Below are 19,346 nucleotides of genomic sequence, written 5' to 3'. Positions count from 1 at the left end.
CAGACCATGGACACGACGTACGCGACCTCTAAAGATTGTCGATTCACGCTCGTCCTCATCAAGCCGACCCATTACGACGACGACGGCTACCCGATTCAGTGGCTCCGCTCGGTCATGCCGTCCAACACGCTCGCCTGCATGTATGCGCTCGCCGATGACGCGCGAAAGCGAAACGTGTTGGGCGCTGGCGTCGATATCGAAATCGAAACCTGCGACGAGACCAATCAGCGCGTGTGGCCGGCGCGCGTGATTCGCGACCTGAAATCAAAGGGCGGGAGAGCGATGATCGGGCTGGTCGGCGTTCAGTCGAACCAGTACCCGCGCGCGCTCGACCTCGCGCGTCAGTTTCGCGCCGCGGGCTTGCCGGTAGCGATCGGCGGCTTCCACGTTTCGGGCTGCATCTCCATGCTGCCCGAGATGACCGCCGAGCTGAAGGAAGCGCAGGCGATGGGTGTGGCACTGTTTGCGGGCGAGGCCGAGGAGCAGCGTTTCGACGAGGTGCTGCGCGACGCGTGGAATGGGGCCATGAAGCCGCTGTACAACTTCATGGACGCGTTGCCCACGCTCGAAGGCGCGCCCCAGCCTTTTTTGCCGCGCAAGCATATCGAACGCACGGCAGGCACTTATACCTCGGTGGATCTCGGTCGGGGTTGTCCGTATCAGTGTTCGTTTTGCACGATCATTAACGTGCAGGGGCATAAGAGCCGCTTTCGCACGCCTGACGATCTGGAAAGAATCATTCGCGAGAATGCCAAACAGGGCATCGACCGGTTCTTTATCACGGACGATAATTTCGCTCGTAATCACGACTGGGAAATCCTGCTCGATCGCGTAATCGAACTTCGCGAAAAGCAGGGCATTCACTGCGGCTTCACGATCCAGGTCGACACGCTCTGTCACAAGATTCCCGACTTCATTGAGAAGGCGACGCGCGCGGGTGTGCGCCGCGTATTCATCGGGCTTGAGAATATCAATCCCGAGAATCTGATTGCCGCGAAGAAGCGGCAAAACAAGATCACCGAATACCGCGCCATGCTCCAGAAGTGGCGCGCGCACGGCGCAATTACCTACGCGGGCTATATCATCGGATTTCCGGCGGACACGAAAGAATCGATTCTGCGCGACATCGAAATCATCAAGCGCGAATTGCCGATCGACATTCTCGAATTCTTCATGCTCACGCCGCTACCGGGTTCCGAGGACCATCAGACGATGGTGAAGAACGGCGAGTGGATGGACCCGGACATCAATAAATACGATACCAATCATCGCGTCACGCATCATCCGAAAATGTCGGACGCCGAATGGGAAGAAGCGTATCGGTGCGCATGGAGCGCGTTTTACTCGTACGAGCACATTCGCACGATCGTGAAGCGCGCCGCGCAGATTCCGAATGGCCGGCCGAAGACGATCATGCGGACCATCGCCTGGTTCAGACTGATGATCGAACACGAGGGCGTGCATCCGCTCGAAGGCGGCGCGCTGCGAATGAAACATCGCCGAGATCGCCGTTGGGGGCTGCCTGTCGAATCGCCGCTTCGCTTCTATCCGCGCTACTGGAGCGAGACCGTTGTCAAGGCGGGCAAGTATCTGCGCTTCTACCTGAAGACAGAGACGACGCTCCGGGCAGTCATGAAGTCGGCGGATCGCTACGCCTACACGGATCTCGCTATCACGCCGCTACAGGACGAGGAGTTCGAGCAGCTTGGGCTCTTTCACGCTACGAGCGGTGGCGAGGCGGCGCTGGCGGTCCACCACCGGCGTATTGCCATCCGCTCGACGGGGCCGACTGCCGCGTGATTTTTTTGGCGGCTCAATGCTCCCAACTGAGCAGGTAATCGCGCCGATACCGGCGCGCGCGCACTCACGCACTCAAGCGATCGTCCGGTTGCCCGCAAAGGGCAATTCGGCACTGGCGGATTCGATTTCGTGAATGACGCGATCGCTGCCGTGATTCATCTGCTCGTTCCAGATCTGACTATCGGGAAACCAGAAAGCATCTTGACGCGGCGGCACGGCGAGTTTCACTCGCAGCGACGGATTGAATATCTTCGACCACGCCGAGAGATAGGACGGCGTCTTGATCAGCGATCCGCATTGGGCGAGCAGCAGGCTCGTGACCAGCGCTTCGCGGCCGATCGCGAGTCCTGGATGGCCGCTGAAGTGAACGGGCTTCTCACCGCTCGCAAGCAGCGTGGCGGGCGCGACGCTGACCGGCACGGCGAATCCCCAATTCACGAAGAAGTCGAGAAACGCCGGCTCATCGCTCGATACGAAGAGATTGGTGAGGTGGGGTTCGTCGGCGAGCGTTTTCTCGACCAGACGGCAAAACGCGTCCCGTTCGATCGTATGGGCTTCGAAGCGCTTGTCGGTGCCGCGAAAATGAACGGCAAGTGTCGACGCGCCGATATCCAGCCGCTGGCGAATCTGATCGACTTCCTCGCGGATCGATTCGGCGGGTCGATAATTCGACAGGAATAGCGTACTCGCGCGTTCGAGACCGAGGCCGTGTTCATACCGGCGGAAACCCAGATCGCCGAGATCGCGCACGACGGATGTTCGCAAACGCGGGCTCGCGGCCATCGATGCAGGTGCGAGGTTTTCGAAGCATTCGGCGAACCAGTCGATCTTGCCTTGCGCATCGCCATAACTGCCGCCGCGCGCGGAAATGACGGGCTTCAGATGTTTTTCATCGCAGTACAGCAGGATGCATAAAACAATCTGCATCACGGAGAAAAAGCCGGAATCCGCCCGGATCTCGATGGCGAAGTGACCGCGGTTGAGGCGCTGCACCGCGTGCAGGGAAAGCCGCGTTGGCGTATTGAGCGCATTCTTGACGCCTTCGCTGCGTCGGACGTGTCTTGCGAACCCGATGAAATCTCCAAACATGCGATTTCCCCTTGTCGCCAGTATTGGATAGCAGGCCAGCGTGAGTTTGAGCGTTGATTTGTCGCGCGTGAAAAGCGGATTCGCGCTCTCATCGGTTAATCGGGTGCGGCATTAAGCAATGGAGCGGTATGGCATTTTTATCACTTGCCCCATCCTAGCCGACGTCGATGTGTGTGCTCGACTGAAAAAAATAAGGCTATGTGGGGCGCCGTACGCAGTGCGCGCTGTAATCGTTTTACGAGGCGGCAGCGGGATCGGTGTTGCCTGCTTGCCGTGCAGCCACAAGTGCAGCCGATATGCACGTTTGTGCACGTTTACATTCTCGTTGTTGCACGATATCATTGGGCATGAACGAGGATATTCCGCTTGCCCGCCGTGAACTGATCGCCAGCCGCCTGAGCGCCGGCGAGTCCGTCGTGGCCGCCACGCTCGCCGCTGAATTCGGCGTTTCCGAAGACGCCATCCGCCGCGACCTGCGTGCGCTCGCCGCCGAAGGGCGCTGCCGCCGCGTCTACGGCGGCGCGCTGCCCGTTTCGCCCGCATCGGCGCCCATGTCCGCGCGCATGGACGCCGCGCGTGAGCGCAAGGCGGCGCTCGCGCGCGCCGCCGTCGCGCAGATCGGGCGCGGCGAGTTGCTGTTTCTCGACAGCGGCAGCACGCATCTCGCGCTCGCCCACGCGCTGCCCGAAGACCACGATCTCACCGTCGCCACCAATTCCATCGACGTCGCCGCCGCGCTGCTGCGGCGCGCCGATATCGCGCTGATCATGGTGGGCGGCGGCGTGGACCCGGTGGTGGGCGGCAGCGTCGACGCGGCGGCGGTCGCCGCCGTCGCGCAGATGAACATCGACCGCTGTTTTCTGGGCGCGTGCGCCGTGGCGCCGCAAGAAGGCGTGAGCGCGTTCGAGTTCGCCGACGCCGGTTTCAAGCGTGCGTTGCTCGCGCGCAGCCGCCACGCAACCATACTCAGCACCACGGATAAGCTCGGCGAGACGGCGGCGCACCGCGTGGCAGCCATCGACGAGATCGCGAACGTGATCGTCGAGCACGACGCGCCCGCCGCGCAAATCAAGGCGCTCACGAAGGCGGGCACGGTCGTCATCAAGGCCGAACGCCCCGACGAACGCTGAAGCGTCCGCCCGCATCCAGTCGCCCATCTAGCCACCCATCAAGCCACCCAACCTCATCGCATGGAGCCTGTTCCGATGGATTTCGCCGATCGTCCCGCCACGCGTCTCGCGACGCGGCTGGCTTTTCTCGTCGCCGGATTCGGCATTGCGTGCTGGGCGCCGCTGGTGCCGTTCGCGAAGCACCGGCTCGACGTGGACGACGGCCTGCTCGGCATGCTGCTGCTGTGCATCGGCCTCGGCTCGGTCGCGGCGATGATGGTCACCGGCGCGCTGAGCGCGCGCTACGGCAGCAAGCCGATCATCGTGACGAGCGGCGTCGGCCTCGCGGTGATCCTGCCGCTGCTGACCGTCGCGGCTACGCCGCTCGCGCTCGGCGTCACGCTGCTCGCATTCGGCGCGGCACTCGGCTCTCTCGACGTCGCCATGAACGTGCACGCGGTGGAGGTCGAACGCGCGGCGCAACGGCCGCTGATGTCGGGCTTTCACGCGCTGTTCAGCGTGGGCGGCTTCGCGGGCTCGACGTTCATGACGTTTCTGCTCTCGATGCATGTCGGCGCGCTCGAAGGCACGCTGCTGTGCTCGGTGCTGATGCTGGCGGCGATGCTCGTGGCGCGTCCGCGTTTGATGCGATCGAAGCAGGTGGCGGGCGGGCCGCTGTTCGTCACGCCGCGCGGCATCGTGCTGTTGATCGCGGCGCTCACGGGCATCACGTTTCTCGCCGAAGGCGCGCTGCTCGACTGGAGCGCGCTGCTCATCACGGGCAAGGGGCTCGTGAACGCCGCACAGGGCGGCCTCGGCTACATGCTGTTCGCGATTGCGATGACGGCGGGCCGCCTGACCGGCGACGCCGTGACCGCGCGCATCGGCGACCGCGCGACGCTGATCTGGGGCGGCGCGGTGGCGGTGGCGGGATTCGCGGTCGTGCTGCTGTCGCCGCTCGCGACGCTGGCGCTGGGGGGCTTTCTGCTGATCGGCCTCGGTGCGGCGAATATCGTGCCGGTGCTGTTCCGCCGTGCGGGTTCGCAACAGGCGATGCCGGCCGCGATGGCGATTGCTGCGATTACCACCACGGGTTACGCGGGCATTCTGGTCGGGCCAGCTGGCGTTGGGTTCGTGGCGAAGGCCGTGGGACTGGAGACGGCGTTCTGGGTGCTGCTGGGTTTGTTGTGCATCGTGCCGTGTTGCGCGACGCTGGTGACGGCGAACGCCAAGCAATAATTCGGATATCGAACCAAAAAGTAAAAAGCGGCGCCGCCCTGCCCGGGCGAGCGCCGCAAACACGCATGCTGGCGTAGCGATGGGCGTTATCGATGCCGCCGCTCACATAATCATGGGGCGCCGGGTAGCCCCGGAATTCGATGAAACCGCAGTTGGGGTGCGCGGTAATCGTTCGAATGGAGATTCGGACTACCTGCGCCCCTTTAGCGTGAACGGTGCGAGAAGCGACTGAACGTCGACCTGCTGTCCTTGCAGTAACAACAGCCGCGCGTGCAGCACGGTATTTTCCAGAACGAGCTTCGCGGTGCTGAGAAGGTACAGCGCGTGGATATCGGAGGCCGGCATGCCCTCTTCGACAACATGGTGCCGTTCTACGAGGGAGCTCATCACAAGACGCCTGAGTTCTTCCTCGCCAAACGGCAAGTCCGCATAGTCTATGGGGTCCTCGGCTTCGACTTCACGCAGCATTTCAACCAGGGTGTCGGTGCTCACTTGCATGTGCAGCTCCTTAACGTCGGGTCGCGAAACACTTTCAGGCTAACGGCTTCCTCAATGGGTGTCCAGTGGGCAAACTAAACCGGCTGTGCGGACGCGCCGCGCAGCGGGCGAGCAACGAGCGCGCCGCGAAATCGGGCTCTCGGTGTATTCATGCGCTGTGGCTATCCGCTGGATTGCCTCTGTGCGGTTGCCTACTTTGACCTGGAATATCGCAACGCTTCAACGAGCAGAGCGAACGCGGGGGTAGGTTGACGGCGGCTCGGGTAGTAAAGGTGATATCCAGAAAACGGCTCGCACCAATCTTCCAGTACGCGGACCAGCCGGCCGTCCGAGAGATACGGCGCCATTTGGCCTTCCGTGAGATAGGCCAGGCCTCGCCCGTCAATCGCTGCATGCAGAATGAGGTGACTGCTGTTGAAGACGAGTTGACCGTCCACGCGCACGTTCAGCTTGCGCCCGCGTTTTTCGAATTCCCACGTGTAGAGCCCGCCGTGGCCAGATAGCCGAAGATTGATGCAGCCGTGGTTCGTGAGCTCCTGTGGAGTTCGCGGTGGCTTTCGTCTGGAGAAGTATTCTGGCGACCCGGCTACGGCCATTCGCATCGGCGGCCCAATCCGCACCGCAATCATGTCTTTCGCAATCGTTTCGCCTGGTCTCACGCCAGCGTCGAAGCGGTCTCGCACGATGTCGGTCAAGCCGTAGTCAATCAGCACCTCGACCTTGATGTCGGGATACTCATCAACCAGTTTTGCGATTGCAGGCCAGAGCACAGCTTCCGCTGCGTATTCGGTGGCCGTCAGCCGAATGACGCCCGACGGCTTTTCGCGCAATCCGCTCAGTACCATGAGCTCCCGCTGAATCTCTTCGATGCGCGGCCCGATGGACGCCATGAGTCGTTCGCCGGCTTCGGTCGGCACAACGCTGCGCGTCGTGCGCGTCAGCAAACGCATGCCGAGACGCGCTTCCAGCGCGCGAACAGTTTGACTCAACGCTGACTGGGAAACGCCGAGGCGCTTTCCGGCACGCGTGAAGTTTCTTTCCTGCGCGACGACCATGAAAGCCGCCAGGTCATTCAGGTTGTCGGCCGCCATTGAGAAGTTCCTCTTATAGGTCCAATCTCATTTTAGCACCTAGTTTCTTATTAATGCCTCGCCTACATTTGAGGCACTGGGACAGCGGCTACAGGATGCGCAGGTCTCAATCGACACCTGTCGCCCGAGCGCTTGTTGCGCGATGAAGCTCGCGTCCTGACCCGAATGAATACGAGGTAACGATGAAGCATGTACTGGCAGCAGCCGCGACAGCGGCAGGCATTGCCTCGAATGCGGCGATGGCGGCTGGCATCGAGATCCGCCATGGCGCGGAAGTTCAGGCGGTCGCAGGAAAGCCTGGCAACTTTACTGGCGATGCTCGCGTGAGGCCGCTTCTTCCTCCCAACGATTCCACGCGTGCGAACGTAGGTCTTGTCGATTTCGCACCCGGCGCGCGAACCACCTGGCACACGCATCCGGCGGGGCAGCTTCTGATTGTGACGTCGGGCATGGGGTGGATACAGGAGGAGGGCGAGGAGCGTCGCGTCATCGAGTCCGGAGACGTTGTCTGGATTCCCGCCGGTGCAAAGCATTGGCATGGAGCGACCGACACAACCGCGATGAGCCATGTCGCGATGACTTACGTTGTCGACGGTAAAAACGTGGATTGGCTTGAGCCGGTCTCTGAAGACGAATATCGATAGTCATCCAAATCAAATAATCCAGAAGGAACTGTGTCATGTCATCAGGCATTGAAAACAAGGTCGTTGTAGTTACGGGTGCCAGTAGTGGTCTCGGTGCTGAAACCGCGCGTTACCTCGCGAAGGCAGGGGCCAACGTCGTACTCGGTGCGCGTCGCATTGAGCGTCTCGAAGCCTTGGCGGGCGAAATTGGCCTTAATCCGCGGGCTATCCAGCAAACAGACGTCACCGACCGCAACCAGGTCCAGGCGCTGGTAGATCGCGCTATCGACCTTCATGGTCGCGTCGATGTGATTTTGAATAACGCCGGCCTCATGCCGAGTTCGATGCTCGACAAGCTCAAGGTCGATGAATGGGACCGCATGATCGACGTTAACATCAAGGGCGTTCTGTATGGCATCGCGGCGGTGCTGCCGCAGATGCAGAAGCAGATGTCCGGCCAGATTATCAATGTGTCTTCGGTTGCGGGTCACAAGGTCGGTCCTGGCGGCTCGGTGTATGCGGGCACGAAATGGGCGGTGCGAGCCATCTCCGAGGGACTGCGCCAGGAAGTGAAACCCTGGAACATCCGAACCACAATCATCTCGCCGGGCGCCGTGGCGACTGAACTCACCAGCACGATTACGGACAGTGATGTCGCTGCTGGCATGGCAAAGACCTACGAAAAAGCGATTTCTGCCAGCGCCTTTGCGCGTGCTGTCGAGTTCGCTATCAGTCAGCCGGAAGACGTCGACATCAACGAGATTCTGTTTCGTCCGACAAGTCAGATGTCCTGATGGTCATGATCGCGCTGCCATGTGGCCGTTCAGTGGCCACCTCTTCGCTGAATCAACACATTGAGGTAAGCACATGCCACACGTCATTGTGAAAGCATGGCCCGGAAAAACCGAAGCGCAGAAGCATGCGCTAGCCGTGGCGATTACACGGGAAATCGTGTCCATTCTGGGAAATGGGCCGGACTCGGTGTCAATCGCGTTTGAAGAAGTCGAGCCGAGTCGTTGGAAAGAGGCGGTCTATGTTCCAGACATTCAAGTGCGCCCCGACATTCTGCTGAAAAAGCCCGGCTATGAAATGTAGGAAATCGTTGGATGCTGGATTCAAAATCTCTCAAGCCGAGCGAAAGCTCGGTTCTGGTGACCTTGATGCCTATCATGGCCACCGTCCTCGTCGGCTTCGCGATTATCGGTGTCGCACTGCCGGTTCTTCCTCTGCATGTTCACAACGACCTGGGCTTCGATACGTTTGTCGTTGGACTGGTTGCAGGGGCTCAATTTGCAGCGTCATTGGTCTCGCGCATCTGGGCTGGTGCGTATGCTGACCGGCATGGTGCGAAGCAGGGCGTTGTAACCGGACTGGCCGCCGCCGTCGCGGCAGGCGTGCTCTATCTGCTGTCTCTCGCGTTCGTGAAGACGCCGGTTTTGTCGGTCGCCATTTTGCTTCTGGGCCGCGTGGTTCTCGGCGGCGCGGAAAGCTTTATCATCACGGGCGCAGTATCGTGGGGATTGGCTCTCGTTGACAGGGAACACGCCGGTAAAGTCATCGCCTGGGTCGGCACAGCCATGTTTGCGTCGATGGCTTTTGGCGGTCCGATTGGAACGATGCTGTTCGACTCGTTCGGTTTTGTTGCGATCGCCTCGACCACATTGCTCCTGCCAATGCTGGTTCTGATTTATGTTGCGCCGATGCCGGGTGTGGCTCCGCATGCGTCCAGCGAACATGCTTCGGCGAGGGCGGTGCTGCGCGCAGTCTGGCTGCCGGGGATGGGGGCGGCTTTCGCCAGTATTGGTTACTGCGCAATCCTCGCCTTCAGTTCGCTGTTCTACGCCCACATGCATTGGCAACCCGTATGGCTTGCATTCACGGCCTTCGGCATTGCGCTCATGTTCGCGCGCACAGTCGGCGGCCATCTTCCGGACAAGCTTGGCGGCGCGAAAGTCGCACTGATATTCGTATTTGTCCAGGCGATTGGCTTGCTCGTGATGGGGCTCGCACACACGTCGCTAGTCGCGGCGACAGGCGCAGCGATAGCAGGCTTTGGCTATTCGCTTGTCTATCCCGGGCTCGGCGTAGAAGCCGTCAGGGCTACGGCTTCGCAGAACCGTGGGTTGGCAATGGGCATCTACACCGCCTTCCTCGATGTCGCGATGGCGGTCGGGAGTCCGGCACTCGGGTGGATTGGAGGTCGAGCCGGCCTTGATGCTGTGTTTCTGGCAAGCTCGATGGTCGTTTTCTGCACAGCCGGAGTGGCGCTCATTCTGTTGAGAAGGAATTAGCCCGAGCACCCGATTAGTTCTGAGCGATGTAGTTTCAAAGCATGCGAAGTACGCACGTCGAGACTCCATTGGCCAGGTCATCATCGCAATCGGGTTAGCGACGATCCCGCTGGCATCTTGAGCCAATCCAATAACGTTGATTCCGCAACGTCATAAAAAAGCGGCGCCGCCCCACCCGGGCGAGCGCCGCAAACACGCATACAACACTGGAGCAAATCCAGCCGACTAAACTGCGGCCACCGTGTGCCGCAATTCCTGATAGCTGCGCAAACCCGCCAGTCCCAGTTCGCGCCCGAGACCGCTCAAGCCCATTCCGCCCCAGCACACCTGCGGGAAGATCAATTGCGGCGTGTTGACCCAAACGAGTCCCGCGCGCAGTTCCGCCTTGTAACGGCGCTGTGCTTCGACGTCCTGCGTCACGACCGTCGCGACCAACCCGTAACGCGTGCCGTTGGCGAGCGCGATCGCCTCGTCGTCGGTGCGGAACGACTTCACGCACGCGACCGGCCCGAACACTTCATCGGTCCACAACACGTTATCGGCATCGGGCTCGGCCACCACCACGGGCGCCATGAAAAAGCCCGCGCCGCGCGCGCTGTCCGCGTTGCCGCTGAAGGCGATCTGCGCGCCCGCCGCCACGCCTTGCTCGACGAGCGCCTGCACGCGCGCGCGCTGCGCCTGCGAGATCAGCGGCCCCATCGACACGTTCTCCGCGCCCGGCGCGCCCACGTTCACCGCGCGCACCGCCGTTTCGAACGCCGCCATGAATTTGCGGTAGACGTCGTCCTGCACGAGAATGCGCGCCGTCGCCGAGCACATCTGTCCGGCGTTCGCGAAAGCGCCGCTCACGGCGAGCGAGACCGCGTGATCGATGTCCGCATCGGCGCGCACGATCAAGGCCGATTTGCCGCCGAGTTCGAGCGTCACGCGCTTCATGTCCAGCGCCGCCGTCTGCATCACCTTGCGGCCCACGGCCGTGCTGCCCGTGAACGAAATCTTGTCGACGAGCGGATGCGCCGAGAGTTGCGCGCCCACGTCGCCGCCGCCGTTGACGAGATTGACGACGCCATCGGGCACGCCCGCTTCGCTGACGATCTGCGCGAGCAGATGCTCGACCGGCGAAGTCAGTTCGGACGGCTTGAGCACGACGGTGCAGCCCGCCGCGAGCGCGGGCGCGAGCTTCCACGCGGTCGTCACCATCGGGAAATTCCACGGCACGATCAGCGCGGCCACGCCGACCGCTTCGTAGTAGCGCTCGCCCGTGACGGTCTCGTCGGGCAGCGCGATCGTTTCGGGCGCGAACGCGCCGGTCTCCGCGCAGAGGTCGCCGTAATACGTGAACGTGGCGATGGCGTCGCTGACGTCGAGATCGGCTTCGAACGGCGGCTTGCCGCTCACCTGCATCTGCATCGCGGCGAGGCGCGCGCGGTCCGCTTCGATCAGTTCGGCGATCTTGCGCAGCAGCTTGCCGCGCGCGGCGGGCGAGGTCGCGCGCCATGCGCCGAGCGCGTCATGCGCGGCGCGCACGGCGGCGTCGATCTGCGCGGCGCTCGCGTGTTCCTGCCAGCCGATCGTTTCGCCGGTCGAGGCGTTGTGGATCGGCGTGGCGCGTTCGGCGTCGTCGGCGTGCAGCGTGGCGCCCGCCACGAGGGCGGCGGGCAGCACGAGCGGGTCGTTGCCAGGGTCGCGGCGAAGGGGAGTGACGGTGGTCATGAGGTTAGCCCTTGAGAGTTCAGCGATACGCGACGCCCGGCATCACGCAGAGCATTTCGAACGCGAGATTCGCGCCCACGAGCGCGGTCGTGCCGGCCTGGTCGTAGGGCGGCGAGACTTCGACGAGATCGGCGCCCACCACGTTGAGGCCCTTCATGCCGCGCACGATTTCGAGGCCCTGCTGCACGGTGAGGCCGCCCACTTCGGGCGTGCCGGTGCCGGGCGCGAACGACGGATCGAGACCGTCGATATCGAAGCTCAGATACACGGGCGTATCGCCCACACGTTCGCGCACCTGCGCCATCAGCGGTGCGAGCGACTTGTTCCAGCATTCCTCGGCTTGCACGACGGTGAAGCCTTGCTGACGACACCAGTCGAAATCGTCGGCGTGATAGCCGGTGCCGCGCAGGCCGATTTGCGTGACCTTGTCGCATTGGAGCAGGCCGTCTTCCACCGCGCGGCGAAACGGCGTGCCGTGCGCGATCTTCTCGCCGAACATGGTGTCGTTGACGTCGGCGTGCGCGTCGATGTGCACGACCGCGACCTTGCCGCACTTCTTGTGCAGCGCGCGCAGGATCGGCCACGCGATCGTGTGGTCGCCGCCGAGCGTGATCGGCCGGCAGCCGGTCGCGACGATCTCGTCGTAGGCCGCTTCGATCAGGCGGATCGAGTCCTTCAGATCATAGGGATTGGTGGCGACGTCGCCGATATCGGCCACTTGCAGCGAGTCAAACGGCGCGGCGCGCGTCGCCATGTTGTAGGGCCGCAGCAGCACCGATTCCGAGCGGATCTGACGCGGACCGAAGCGCGCGCCCGAGCGGTTCGAGGTGCCGAGGTCGAGCGGCACGCCGACGAAACAGGCGTCGAGGCCTTCGGTGCTGGTCGCTTGCGGCAGCCGCATCATGGTGGCGATGCCGCCGAAACGCGGCATGTCGTTGCCGCCGAGCGGCTGGTTGAGTTCGCGCTGCATGTCCGGTGTCTCCGATCTTGAAGTGATGACGATCGGGCGATGGTAGGCGAGACGCGCGCCGCGCGAATTACGAAGTGGAGATGTTTACATCGACGCCAATCGATGCAAAAGGCGCGTTACGCGCCCTGCAAACGGGGGCAAGCCTGGCCCCAGCCGACCAGTTCGCGCTTGGTGCGCACGCCGAGTTTCGCGAACGCGCGCTTCACATAGGACTCGGCCGTGGCGGTGCGCACGCCGAGAATTTCGGCGGCTTCGGGCACCGTGCGGCCCGTGATCAGATGCGCGCAGATTTCGTATTCGCGCTTGGAGAGACGAATGGCGTCGGCGGCGATGCGCGCGTCGAATTGCGCGAGCGGATGCAGAAACGAAGTGGGATGCGCGACGCGCCGCGCGGCGCTGGTGGTCGCGTGCAATTCGAGCAGCGGAAACAAAAAGTCACTCACGTTGCGAAAGCGGTTCATCTCCGCGAGCGTGAACGGCGGCGCATTGAGGGCGCGTTCGAGCGCGATCGAATGCTGGCCGTGGCGCGTGCCGCGCGCGAGCACGCATTCGTGCGCGATCAGCGCTTCGTCGAACAGGCGCTGGCGGAATTCGCCCGGTGGAATCGCGCCGATGTCGCGCACCACGAGCAGCGTGCCCACCTTGCCGCGTATGCCCGCGAACAGCGGATCGCTTTCGTAGAAGCGGTCGTAGTAGAGCGTCATCACGTCGGCAATCGTGCCGCTGTCCACGCCCACGCCGCTGCTGCCGATCCACTCGCAGCGAAATCCCGTGGGCATGCTGCTGTCCACACGCGAGCGTTCGATGTGCACGACGTTGAGCGGCACGATTTCGTTGAGCAGCACTGTGAGGCGCGGCACGAAATCGGGCGTGCCGACGGCTTCGATCACCTGACCGAGCGTCTTGAACGAGAGCGGGAAATTCGCGGAATCGGCGTGCGGAGGGACGTTGAGCAGCATGGCGCGCACCGGAAAACAAGGCGAATCGATTATAGCCGAAGGGCTGGAGGCTCCCGAGGCGGGGTTTTGCGCGCGTCGATCACACGCGCGGCAATAAGCAAGGGAAAACCCCTGGAAATATGACGAAAATGCGGCAAAAGGCCTATTGCCCCCCCTGAGGGGGGGCATACCAGTGCGTCGCGAGTCGGTAACTTTGGCGCCACCGAATCATTTGAAACCGACACATCGAAGGAAACCAACATGAGCAAGCTGATTCACGACGTCAAGGAACTGGGCGCAGGTCTGGGCGACTACACCAAGCTCGATTACGGCATGGACGAAGGCGACTGGCGCGGCGCCGAAGGCCAGAGCGGCAACTACGTGGTGGGCTGGTGGGAAGGCAAGGTCGGCTCGGTCGAGTTCCCGGCCACGGGCGCCGACGAAGCCGTGTGGCTCGTCGAAGGCAAGATCGCGCTGACCGACGTGAACGGCGGCCGCAAGGAATTCACGGCGGGCCAGGGCTATCTGCTGCCCGCCGGTTTCGCCGGCCGCTGGGAAACGGTCGAGGACGCGAAGAAGTTCTACGTCCTGCTCGAACCGCAGCAATAAGTCCCCCAAACCGCGCCGCCCGCCGAGGGCGCGCGGTCTCTCCCGCCTCAAGCAGTGAAGCCATCATGAGCCTCTTCGCGCACCTCCGCACCACGCCCGCCGCTCGCGGCGCATCGGCGTCCGCTTTCGTCACGACCCGCCGCGTCTGCGGCCACGCGCTTCGCCGCGCCGCCCAGGCGCTGGAACAGGAGACGCATCATGAATGATCGCGCCCAACTCTTTGAAGCGGGCATGCCCGCCGATGCACAGACCGACGCGCGTCCCGCCGCCCGTCCGCCCGTCGCGCTGGGCGTGGAAGCCGCGCTCGCCCGCACGAAACTGTTTCCCTACTGGCTCGACAATCCCGCCGAGCCGCCCGCCGAGCCGAAACTCACGAGCGACACGCGCGCCGATCTGCTGATCGTCGGCGGCGGCTTTACCGGTTTGTGGGCCGCCGTGCAGGCGAAGGAGCAGATGCCCGAACTCGACGTGGTGCTGATCGAAGCGGGCCAGGTCGCGCATGGCGCGTCGGGCCGCGCGGGCGGCATCATCTCGACGTCGGTGATGCACGGTCTGCCGAACGCGGTGCGTGTGTTCCCCGACGATATCGCCGAACTCGAAGAATTCGGCCAGCACAATCTCGACGGTTTCGAAGAGACGCTCAAGCGCTACGACATCGACGCGGATATCGAATGGAACGGCGAAATGACCGTGGCCGTCGATCCCGAGCACGTCGCGCATCTGCAGGACGATTACGATCTGCACACCGCCTACGGCCATAACGTCGTGCTGCTCGACGAGCAGGCCACGCGCGAACAACTGAATTCGCCGCTGTTCGCGGGCGCGCTCTGGTCGCGCAATCGCAGCGGCATCGTGCATCCGGCGAAGCTTGCGTGGGGTCTCAAGCGCGCGGCGCTCAAACTGGGCGTGCGGCTCTACGAACATAGCCCGCTCGTGACGGTGACCGACGAAGGCGCGACCGTGTTCGTGAAGACGCCCGAAGGCAGCGTGCGCGCGCCGCGTGTGGTGTTCGGCAGCGGCACTGCGAAGGTGGGCATTCCCGACATCAATCGCCGCGTGCTCCAGGTGCGCGACCACGTGCTCGCCACCGAGCCGCTCACCGACGAACAACTCGCGCGCATCGGCTGGAAAAATCGCCAGGGCATTTACGACACGCGCACGCAGCTCAATTACTTCCGCCTCACGAAGAACAACAACATCATTTTCGGCGGCCTCGTGAGCTATCACTTCGACGGCAATCCCGATCCGCAGCAGGATCAGCGCCGCGAAACGTATTACCGGCTCGCGCAGGCGTTCTACAAGACCTTTCCGCAACTCGCCGACGTGCGCTTCTCGCACGCGTGGGGTGGGCCGATCGATTACTGCTCGCGCGGCTCGGTGTTCGCGAAACGCTATCTCGGCGACAAGGCCGTGTTCGTCGCGGGCTACACGGGTTTCGGCGTGGCCGCGAGCCGCTTCGGCGCGTTCATGGGCCTGAACATCCTGTTCGATCGAAAGAGTCCCGAACGCATGCTCGACATCGCCAATCAGAGCCCGACGTATATCCCGCCGGAGCCGGTGCGCTGGCTCGCCGCGAAGGTCACGTTCCATGCGTTCGACGGCGCGGACGCCGAAGGCGGCTGGAAGCGCGCGTGGATCAAGGGCATCAAGGCGATGGGTTTCCCGATGTAAGCACAGGCGGCGCAGCGGCATGTTCTCCAATACTTCCGATCTCGACCTGCGCCTCGTGCGGGTCTTCCTCGCCGTCGTGGACGCGCGCGGCATCACCGCCGCCGAAGCCACGCTCGGCGTACGGCAATCCACCATCAGCTCGCAGCTTTCGGCGCTGGAAGCGCGCGTGGGCTTCACGCTCTGCGAGCGCGGACGCGGCGGCTTTCGTCTCACGTCGAAGGGCGAGCGCTTCGTGGCGTCGGCGCGTGCGCTGCTGTCGGCGACCTCGCAATTCGTGGCGCAGGTGCGCGATATCGATCGCAAGCTCGTCGGCACGCTTTCGATCGGCTTGATCGGGCAGGCCTCGCATGTGGAGAACGCGCGCCTCGCGGAAGCCATCGGCGCGTTTCGCAAGCGCGATCAGGCCGTGCGGTTCGCGATGCGCGTGGCGCCGCCGCAAGAGCTCGAAGAAAGCCTCGTCAATCATCAGCTCGATCTCGCGATTGGGTATTTCTGGCATCGCGTGGCGGGGCTCGATTACACCGAACTCTTCAGCGAGCGCCAGGTGATCTGTTGCGGGCGCGGGCATCCGCTCTTTCACGAAGCGCCCAACGTGACGCTCGACGATCTGCGCACGCACGACTGGATCTGGCGCAGCTATCCGGTGCCCGAGGAACTCGCGAGCATCGGCGAGCGCCAGGTCACGGCGATCGCGGACAGCATCGACGCGGCCACGGTGCTGATTCTTTCAGGCAGTCATATCGGCTATCTGCCCGAGCATCACGCGGAGCCGTTCGAACAGCGCGGCTTGATTCGCGTGTTGGGACGCTCGGCGTTCGGCTTCGATGTGCCGCTGCATCTCGCGGCCAAGCGCGGCACCGCCGATAAGCCCATCGTGCGCGCGTTTTGCGAGGATCTGCTCAACGTGTATGGCGCGCATGGCAACGAACGCGCGGCGGCATGAGCGGCACCGCGTCGCTCAGGCGTCGATACATTGGCAACGTGTGATGTGAACGTTTCGAATACGCAATATGGCGCGCACTCGCGTGATTTAGAGTGACCGTCAAAGTGGAAGACAGTGCATCGCCACGATGCGCAAGGAGTGAGACACATGGCTGACAATACGAGTATTACGCAGATCGAAACATTCGGTTTCGAACGCATTCCCGATGCTTCGCGTTACGCGCGTCCCATCGATCTGTTCCGGCTGCTGTTCGGCGGCTGCAATACCTTTTCGACATCGGTGCTGGGCGCGTTTCCGGTGCTCGTCGGCTTGTCGTTTCAGGCGAGCCTGTGGTCGATCGTGATCGGCGTGCTGGCGGGCACCTTCATGCTCGCGCCGATGAGTTCGTTTGGCCCGCGTAACGGCACCAGCGACCCGGTTTCGTCGGGCGCGCACTTCGGCATTCATGGCCGGATCGTCGGCTCGTTTCTCGCGCTGCTGACCTCGATCGCCTTCTTCTCGCTCGCTGTGTGGAGTTCGGGCGATGCGCTCGTGGGCGGCGCGCACAACATGGTGGGCGTGCCCGTGAATGGCTGGACGCTCGGCTCGGCCTACATGGTGTTCGCGGTGCTCGTGCTGGTCGTGTGCATCTACGGTTTCCGCTTCATGCTGTGGGTGAACAAGATCGCCGTGTGGGCCGCGAGCCTGATGTTCATCCTCGGCGCGTTCGCGTTCGCGAAGACCTTCGACATTCACTACGCGGGCACGCTGCAACAAGGCAGCGCCGGATTCTGGGCCGCATTCATCGGCGCGACGCTGGTGGCGCTGAGCAATCCGGTCTCGTTCGCTTCGACGCTCGGCGACTGGGCGCGCTACATTCCCGAGACCATTCCGCGCCGCCGCGTCATGGGCGCTGTCTACGCCGCGCAGATCGCGACCTTCGTGCCGTTCTTCTTTGGCCTCGCCACGGCGACGATCATCGCCACGCACGCGCCGAGCTATATCACGTCGAACGATTACGTGGGCGGCCTGCTCGCGGTGTCGCCGCGCTGGTTCCTGTTGCCGATGTGCCTGATCGCGATTATTGGCGGCATGTCGACGGGCACGACCGCGTTGTACGGCACGGGCCTCGATATGTCGAGCATGTTCCCGAAGTTTCTCAACCGCGTGCGCGCCACGCTGCTGATCGGCACGCTCGCGATTGCGTTCATCTTCATTGGCCGCTTCGCGTTCAATCTGGTGGAAAGCGTGTCGACGTTCTCGACGCTCATCTGCACGTTCAGCTGCCCGTGGATGGCGATCATGGTGATCGGCTACATGCAGCGGCGCGGCTTCTATCTCGCCGACGATCTGCAGGTGTTCAATCGCGGCGGACGCGGCGGTCACTACTGGTTCACGCACGGCTGGAATCTGCGCGCGATGGGCGCGTGGCTGCCGGCGGCGTTTATCGGCCTGTCGTTCGTGAATCTGCCGGGCCAGTTCGTCGGTCCGCTCGGCTCGCTCGCAGGCGGTTGCGATTTGAGCGTGCCGATCTCGTTCGCGATGGGCGGCGTGCTGTATATCGTGATGCTCTCGCTCTTTCCCGAACCGGATGCTGTGTATGGTCCGCAAGGTCGCCGCTTTGTGCGCGGTGCGGGCAAGACGAACGCGGCGCGCGAAGATCGCGATGGCGTGCGCGCGTTTTCGACGAATCGTGAATATGCCGAGTAAGCTGAATCGAAGCGCTGAATCGAAGCGCGCAGTAAGCGCCGATCGATCGATGTAACCGCATCGAAAGACGCAGGCATGCCGCCTGCTTCCAACTTACCAGTGCGAGCTTGCAGACTGGCCCCGTTTGATCGCCGCTTGAAGCGGCGAGGGGTGCAGCGCAGGCTCGCGTCCTTTTTTGCGCGATTTTTCGCAACAGGCTGGTGAGCGACCATGGAAGATTTTTTCAATCGATTGTTTCATTTGCAACCCTCGCTGCTCGACTCGGTGACGCACGACGTGGTTCATCTGGTCGCGGCGGTGCTGATCCTCGCGGTGGGCTGGTGGATTTCGAATCGCGTCGCCCAACTCTCCGAGCACATGCTGGCGCGCTCGCACGCCGACCCGACGCTCGCGCCGATGCTCGCGGGCATCGTGGCGTGGGCCGTGCGCGTGATCGCGATCGTGGCGGCGCTCAGCGAAGTCGGCATCGCGACGGCGAGCGTGCTCGCGGCCCTCGGTGCGGCCGGTCTTGCCATCGGTCTCGCGCTGCAAGGCACGCTGCAAAACATCGCGGCGGGCATCATGCTGCTGTTTCTGCGGCCGTTTCGCGCGGGCGACGTGATCGAAGGCAGCGGCGCGGCGGCGGGCATCGTGCGCGAAGTGGGACTGTTCACGACGCGTATCGAGCGCGGCGACGGCAATGCCGCGTTCGTGCCGAACAGTCAGATCTGGAGCAATCCGGTCATCAATTACAGCAGCGGCGGCACGCAGCGCGTGGACGTGACGATCGATCTCGCGCGACGCGAGCAGGTCGATCCGGCGATCGGCGAACTCAAGAAGATGGTCGCCAATGAACCGCGTGTGCTGGCGGGCACGACGCTCGCCCCCGCGATTGTCGTGGACAGTTATCCCGGCGACGGCGGCGTGCGGCTGCGCATGAGCGTGTGGGTGCGCGATCCCGATGCCGCGTTCGCCATCGACGATCTGCGCGAGCATGCGGGCGAGGCGCTCGCGAATGCAGGGATTGCGATGACGGGCGACGCGAAGGCGCGCGAGCGCGAGGATGCGGACGCGGCGTTGGCGCACTGACGTTT

At 63.2% G+C, this 19,346-nt stretch carries 19 protein-coding genes; 13 read left to right on the top strand and 6 right to left on the bottom strand.

The features are described from left to right. Positions 1-6: 6 nt before the first annotated feature. Positions 7-1,800, top strand: a complete 1,794-nt coding sequence (locus tag U4Y88_RS27980; protein WP_321787736.1) for a radical SAM protein — start codon at positions 7-9, stop codon at positions 1,798-1,800. A 72-nt stretch (positions 1,801-1,872) separates the two neighbouring features. Here U4Y88_RS27980 and U4Y88_RS27975 read toward each other — a convergent pair whose 3' ends face one another. Next, the gene (locus U4Y88_RS27975) at positions 1,873-2,889 is read right to left on the bottom strand and encodes a hypothetical protein (RefSeq protein ID WP_321787734.1); all 1,017 of its coding nucleotides are present in this window, start codon (positions 2,887-2,889) and stop codon (positions 1,873-1,875) included. Positions 2,890-3,236: 347 nt separating this feature from the next. On the opposite strand from U4Y88_RS27975, the gene U4Y88_RS27970 reads away from it, so the two are divergent. Both U4Y88_RS27970 and U4Y88_RS27965 read left to right on the top strand, forming a co-directional pair. Beyond that, positions 3,237-4,019, top strand: coding sequence for a DeoR/GlpR family DNA-binding transcription regulator (locus U4Y88_RS27970; protein WP_415774512.1), 783 nt, complete (start codon positions 3,237-3,239; stop codon positions 4,017-4,019). Positions 4,020-4,094: 75 nt separating this feature from the next. Continuing rightward, positions 4,095-5,237 carry an MFS transporter gene (locus U4Y88_RS27965; protein ID WP_224012840.1) on the top strand — a complete coding sequence of 381 codons (1,143 nt, stop codon included), beginning with the start codon at positions 4,095-4,097 and terminating at the stop codon, positions 5,235-5,237. A gap of 189 nt (positions 5,238-5,426) precedes the next feature. Here the strand turns inward: U4Y88_RS27965 and U4Y88_RS27960 are convergent, their stop codons facing one another. After that, the gene (locus U4Y88_RS27960; protein ID WP_224012841.1) at positions 5,427-5,735 is read right to left on the bottom strand and encodes a hypothetical protein; all 309 of its coding nucleotides are present in this window, start codon (positions 5,733-5,735) and stop codon (positions 5,427-5,429) included. A gap of 191 nt (positions 5,736-5,926) precedes the next feature. Continuing rightward, the gene (locus U4Y88_RS27955; protein WP_321787730.1) at positions 5,927-6,826 is read right to left on the bottom strand and encodes a LysR family transcriptional regulator; all 900 of its coding nucleotides are present in this window, start codon (positions 6,824-6,826) and stop codon (positions 5,927-5,929) included. 182 nt (positions 6,827-7,008) lie between these two features. Here U4Y88_RS27955 and U4Y88_RS27950 point away from each other — a divergent pair, with 182 nt between their 5' ends. The 4 genes from U4Y88_RS27950 to U4Y88_RS27935 all read left to right on the top strand — a co-directional run bounded on the left by U4Y88_RS27950 (position 7,009) and on the right by U4Y88_RS27935 (position 9,740). After that, complete coding sequence (locus U4Y88_RS27950; protein WP_321787729.1) at positions 7,009-7,470, top strand: cupin domain-containing protein; 462 nt, start codon at positions 7,009-7,011, stop codon at positions 7,468-7,470. 35 nt (positions 7,471-7,505) lie between these two features. Next, complete coding sequence (locus U4Y88_RS27945) at positions 7,506-8,243, top strand: SDR family oxidoreductase (RefSeq protein WP_321787727.1); 738 nt, start codon at positions 7,506-7,508, stop codon at positions 8,241-8,243. Positions 8,244-8,316: 73 nt separating this feature from the next. Continuing rightward, positions 8,317-8,544, top strand: a complete 228-nt coding sequence (locus U4Y88_RS27940; protein ID WP_321787725.1) for a tautomerase family protein — start codon at positions 8,317-8,319, stop codon at positions 8,542-8,544. Positions 8,545-8,555: 11 nt separating this feature from the next. After that, on the top strand, positions 8,556-9,740 hold the full coding sequence (locus tag U4Y88_RS27935; RefSeq protein WP_321787723.1) for an MFS transporter: 1,185 nt from the start codon (positions 8,556-8,558) through the stop codon (positions 9,738-9,740). A gap of 225 nt (positions 9,741-9,965) precedes the next feature. On the opposite strand, the gene U4Y88_RS27930 is transcribed toward U4Y88_RS27935, so the two are convergent. The 3 genes from U4Y88_RS27930 to U4Y88_RS27920 all read right to left on the bottom strand — a co-directional run bounded on the left by U4Y88_RS27930 (position 9,966) and on the right by U4Y88_RS27920 (position 13,382). Then, complete coding sequence (locus U4Y88_RS27930) at positions 9,966-11,453, bottom strand: aldehyde dehydrogenase family protein (protein ID WP_321787721.1); 1,488 nt, start codon at positions 11,451-11,453, stop codon at positions 9,966-9,968. A gap of 19 nt (positions 11,454-11,472) precedes the next feature. Then, the gene (speB, locus tag U4Y88_RS27925; protein WP_321787719.1) at positions 11,473-12,423 is read right to left on the bottom strand and encodes an agmatinase; all 951 of its coding nucleotides are present in this window, start codon (positions 12,421-12,423) and stop codon (positions 11,473-11,475) included. 116 nt (positions 12,424-12,539) lie between these two features. Then, positions 12,540-13,382: a helix-turn-helix transcriptional regulator gene (locus tag U4Y88_RS27920; protein ID WP_224012848.1), complete on the bottom strand. Its 843-nt coding sequence runs from the start codon at positions 13,380-13,382 to the stop codon at positions 12,540-12,542. Positions 13,383-13,622: 240 nt separating this feature from the next. Here U4Y88_RS27920 and U4Y88_RS27915 point away from each other — a divergent pair, with 240 nt between their 5' ends. The 6 genes from U4Y88_RS27915 to U4Y88_RS27890 all read left to right on the top strand — a co-directional run bounded on the left by U4Y88_RS27915 (position 13,623) and on the right by U4Y88_RS27890 (position 19,341). After that, positions 13,623-13,970, top strand: a complete 348-nt coding sequence (locus U4Y88_RS27915) for a cupin domain-containing protein (protein ID WP_321787717.1) — start codon at positions 13,623-13,625, stop codon at positions 13,968-13,970. Positions 13,971-14,035: 65 nt separating this feature from the next. After that, positions 14,036-14,176, top strand: a complete 141-nt coding sequence (locus U4Y88_RS27910; protein WP_321787715.1) for a hypothetical protein — start codon at positions 14,036-14,038, stop codon at positions 14,174-14,176. Between the two features lie 25 nt (positions 14,177-14,201). Next, entirely contained in the window at positions 14,202-15,641 is a 1,440-nt protein-coding gene (locus U4Y88_RS27905) for an FAD-dependent oxidoreductase (protein ID WP_321787985.1), read from the top strand. A 19-nt stretch (positions 15,642-15,660) separates the two neighbouring features. Further along, complete coding sequence (locus U4Y88_RS27900) at positions 15,661-16,584, top strand: LysR family transcriptional regulator (protein ID WP_224012851.1); 924 nt, start codon at positions 15,661-15,663, stop codon at positions 16,582-16,584. Between the two features lie 147 nt (positions 16,585-16,731). Next, positions 16,732-18,273, top strand: a complete 1,542-nt coding sequence (locus U4Y88_RS27895) for a purine-cytosine permease family protein (RefSeq protein ID WP_321787713.1) — start codon at positions 16,732-16,734, stop codon at positions 18,271-18,273. A 210-nt stretch (positions 18,274-18,483) separates the two neighbouring features. After that, a complete protein-coding gene (locus U4Y88_RS27890) occupies positions 18,484-19,341 on the top strand; it encodes a mechanosensitive ion channel family protein (protein ID WP_321787711.1) in 858 nt (285 codons plus the stop codon). The last annotated feature ends 5 nt before the right edge of the window (positions 19,342-19,346 follow it).

It is taken from the genome of Paraburkholderia sp. J94, assembly GCF_905220285.1.
Classification (GTDB): domain Bacteria; phylum Pseudomonadota; class Gammaproteobacteria; order Burkholderiales; family Burkholderiaceae; genus Paraburkholderia; species Paraburkholderia tropica_A.
Note: the sequence above shows the minus strand (reverse complement) of the source record. Positions and strands in the feature narration are given on the sequence as shown.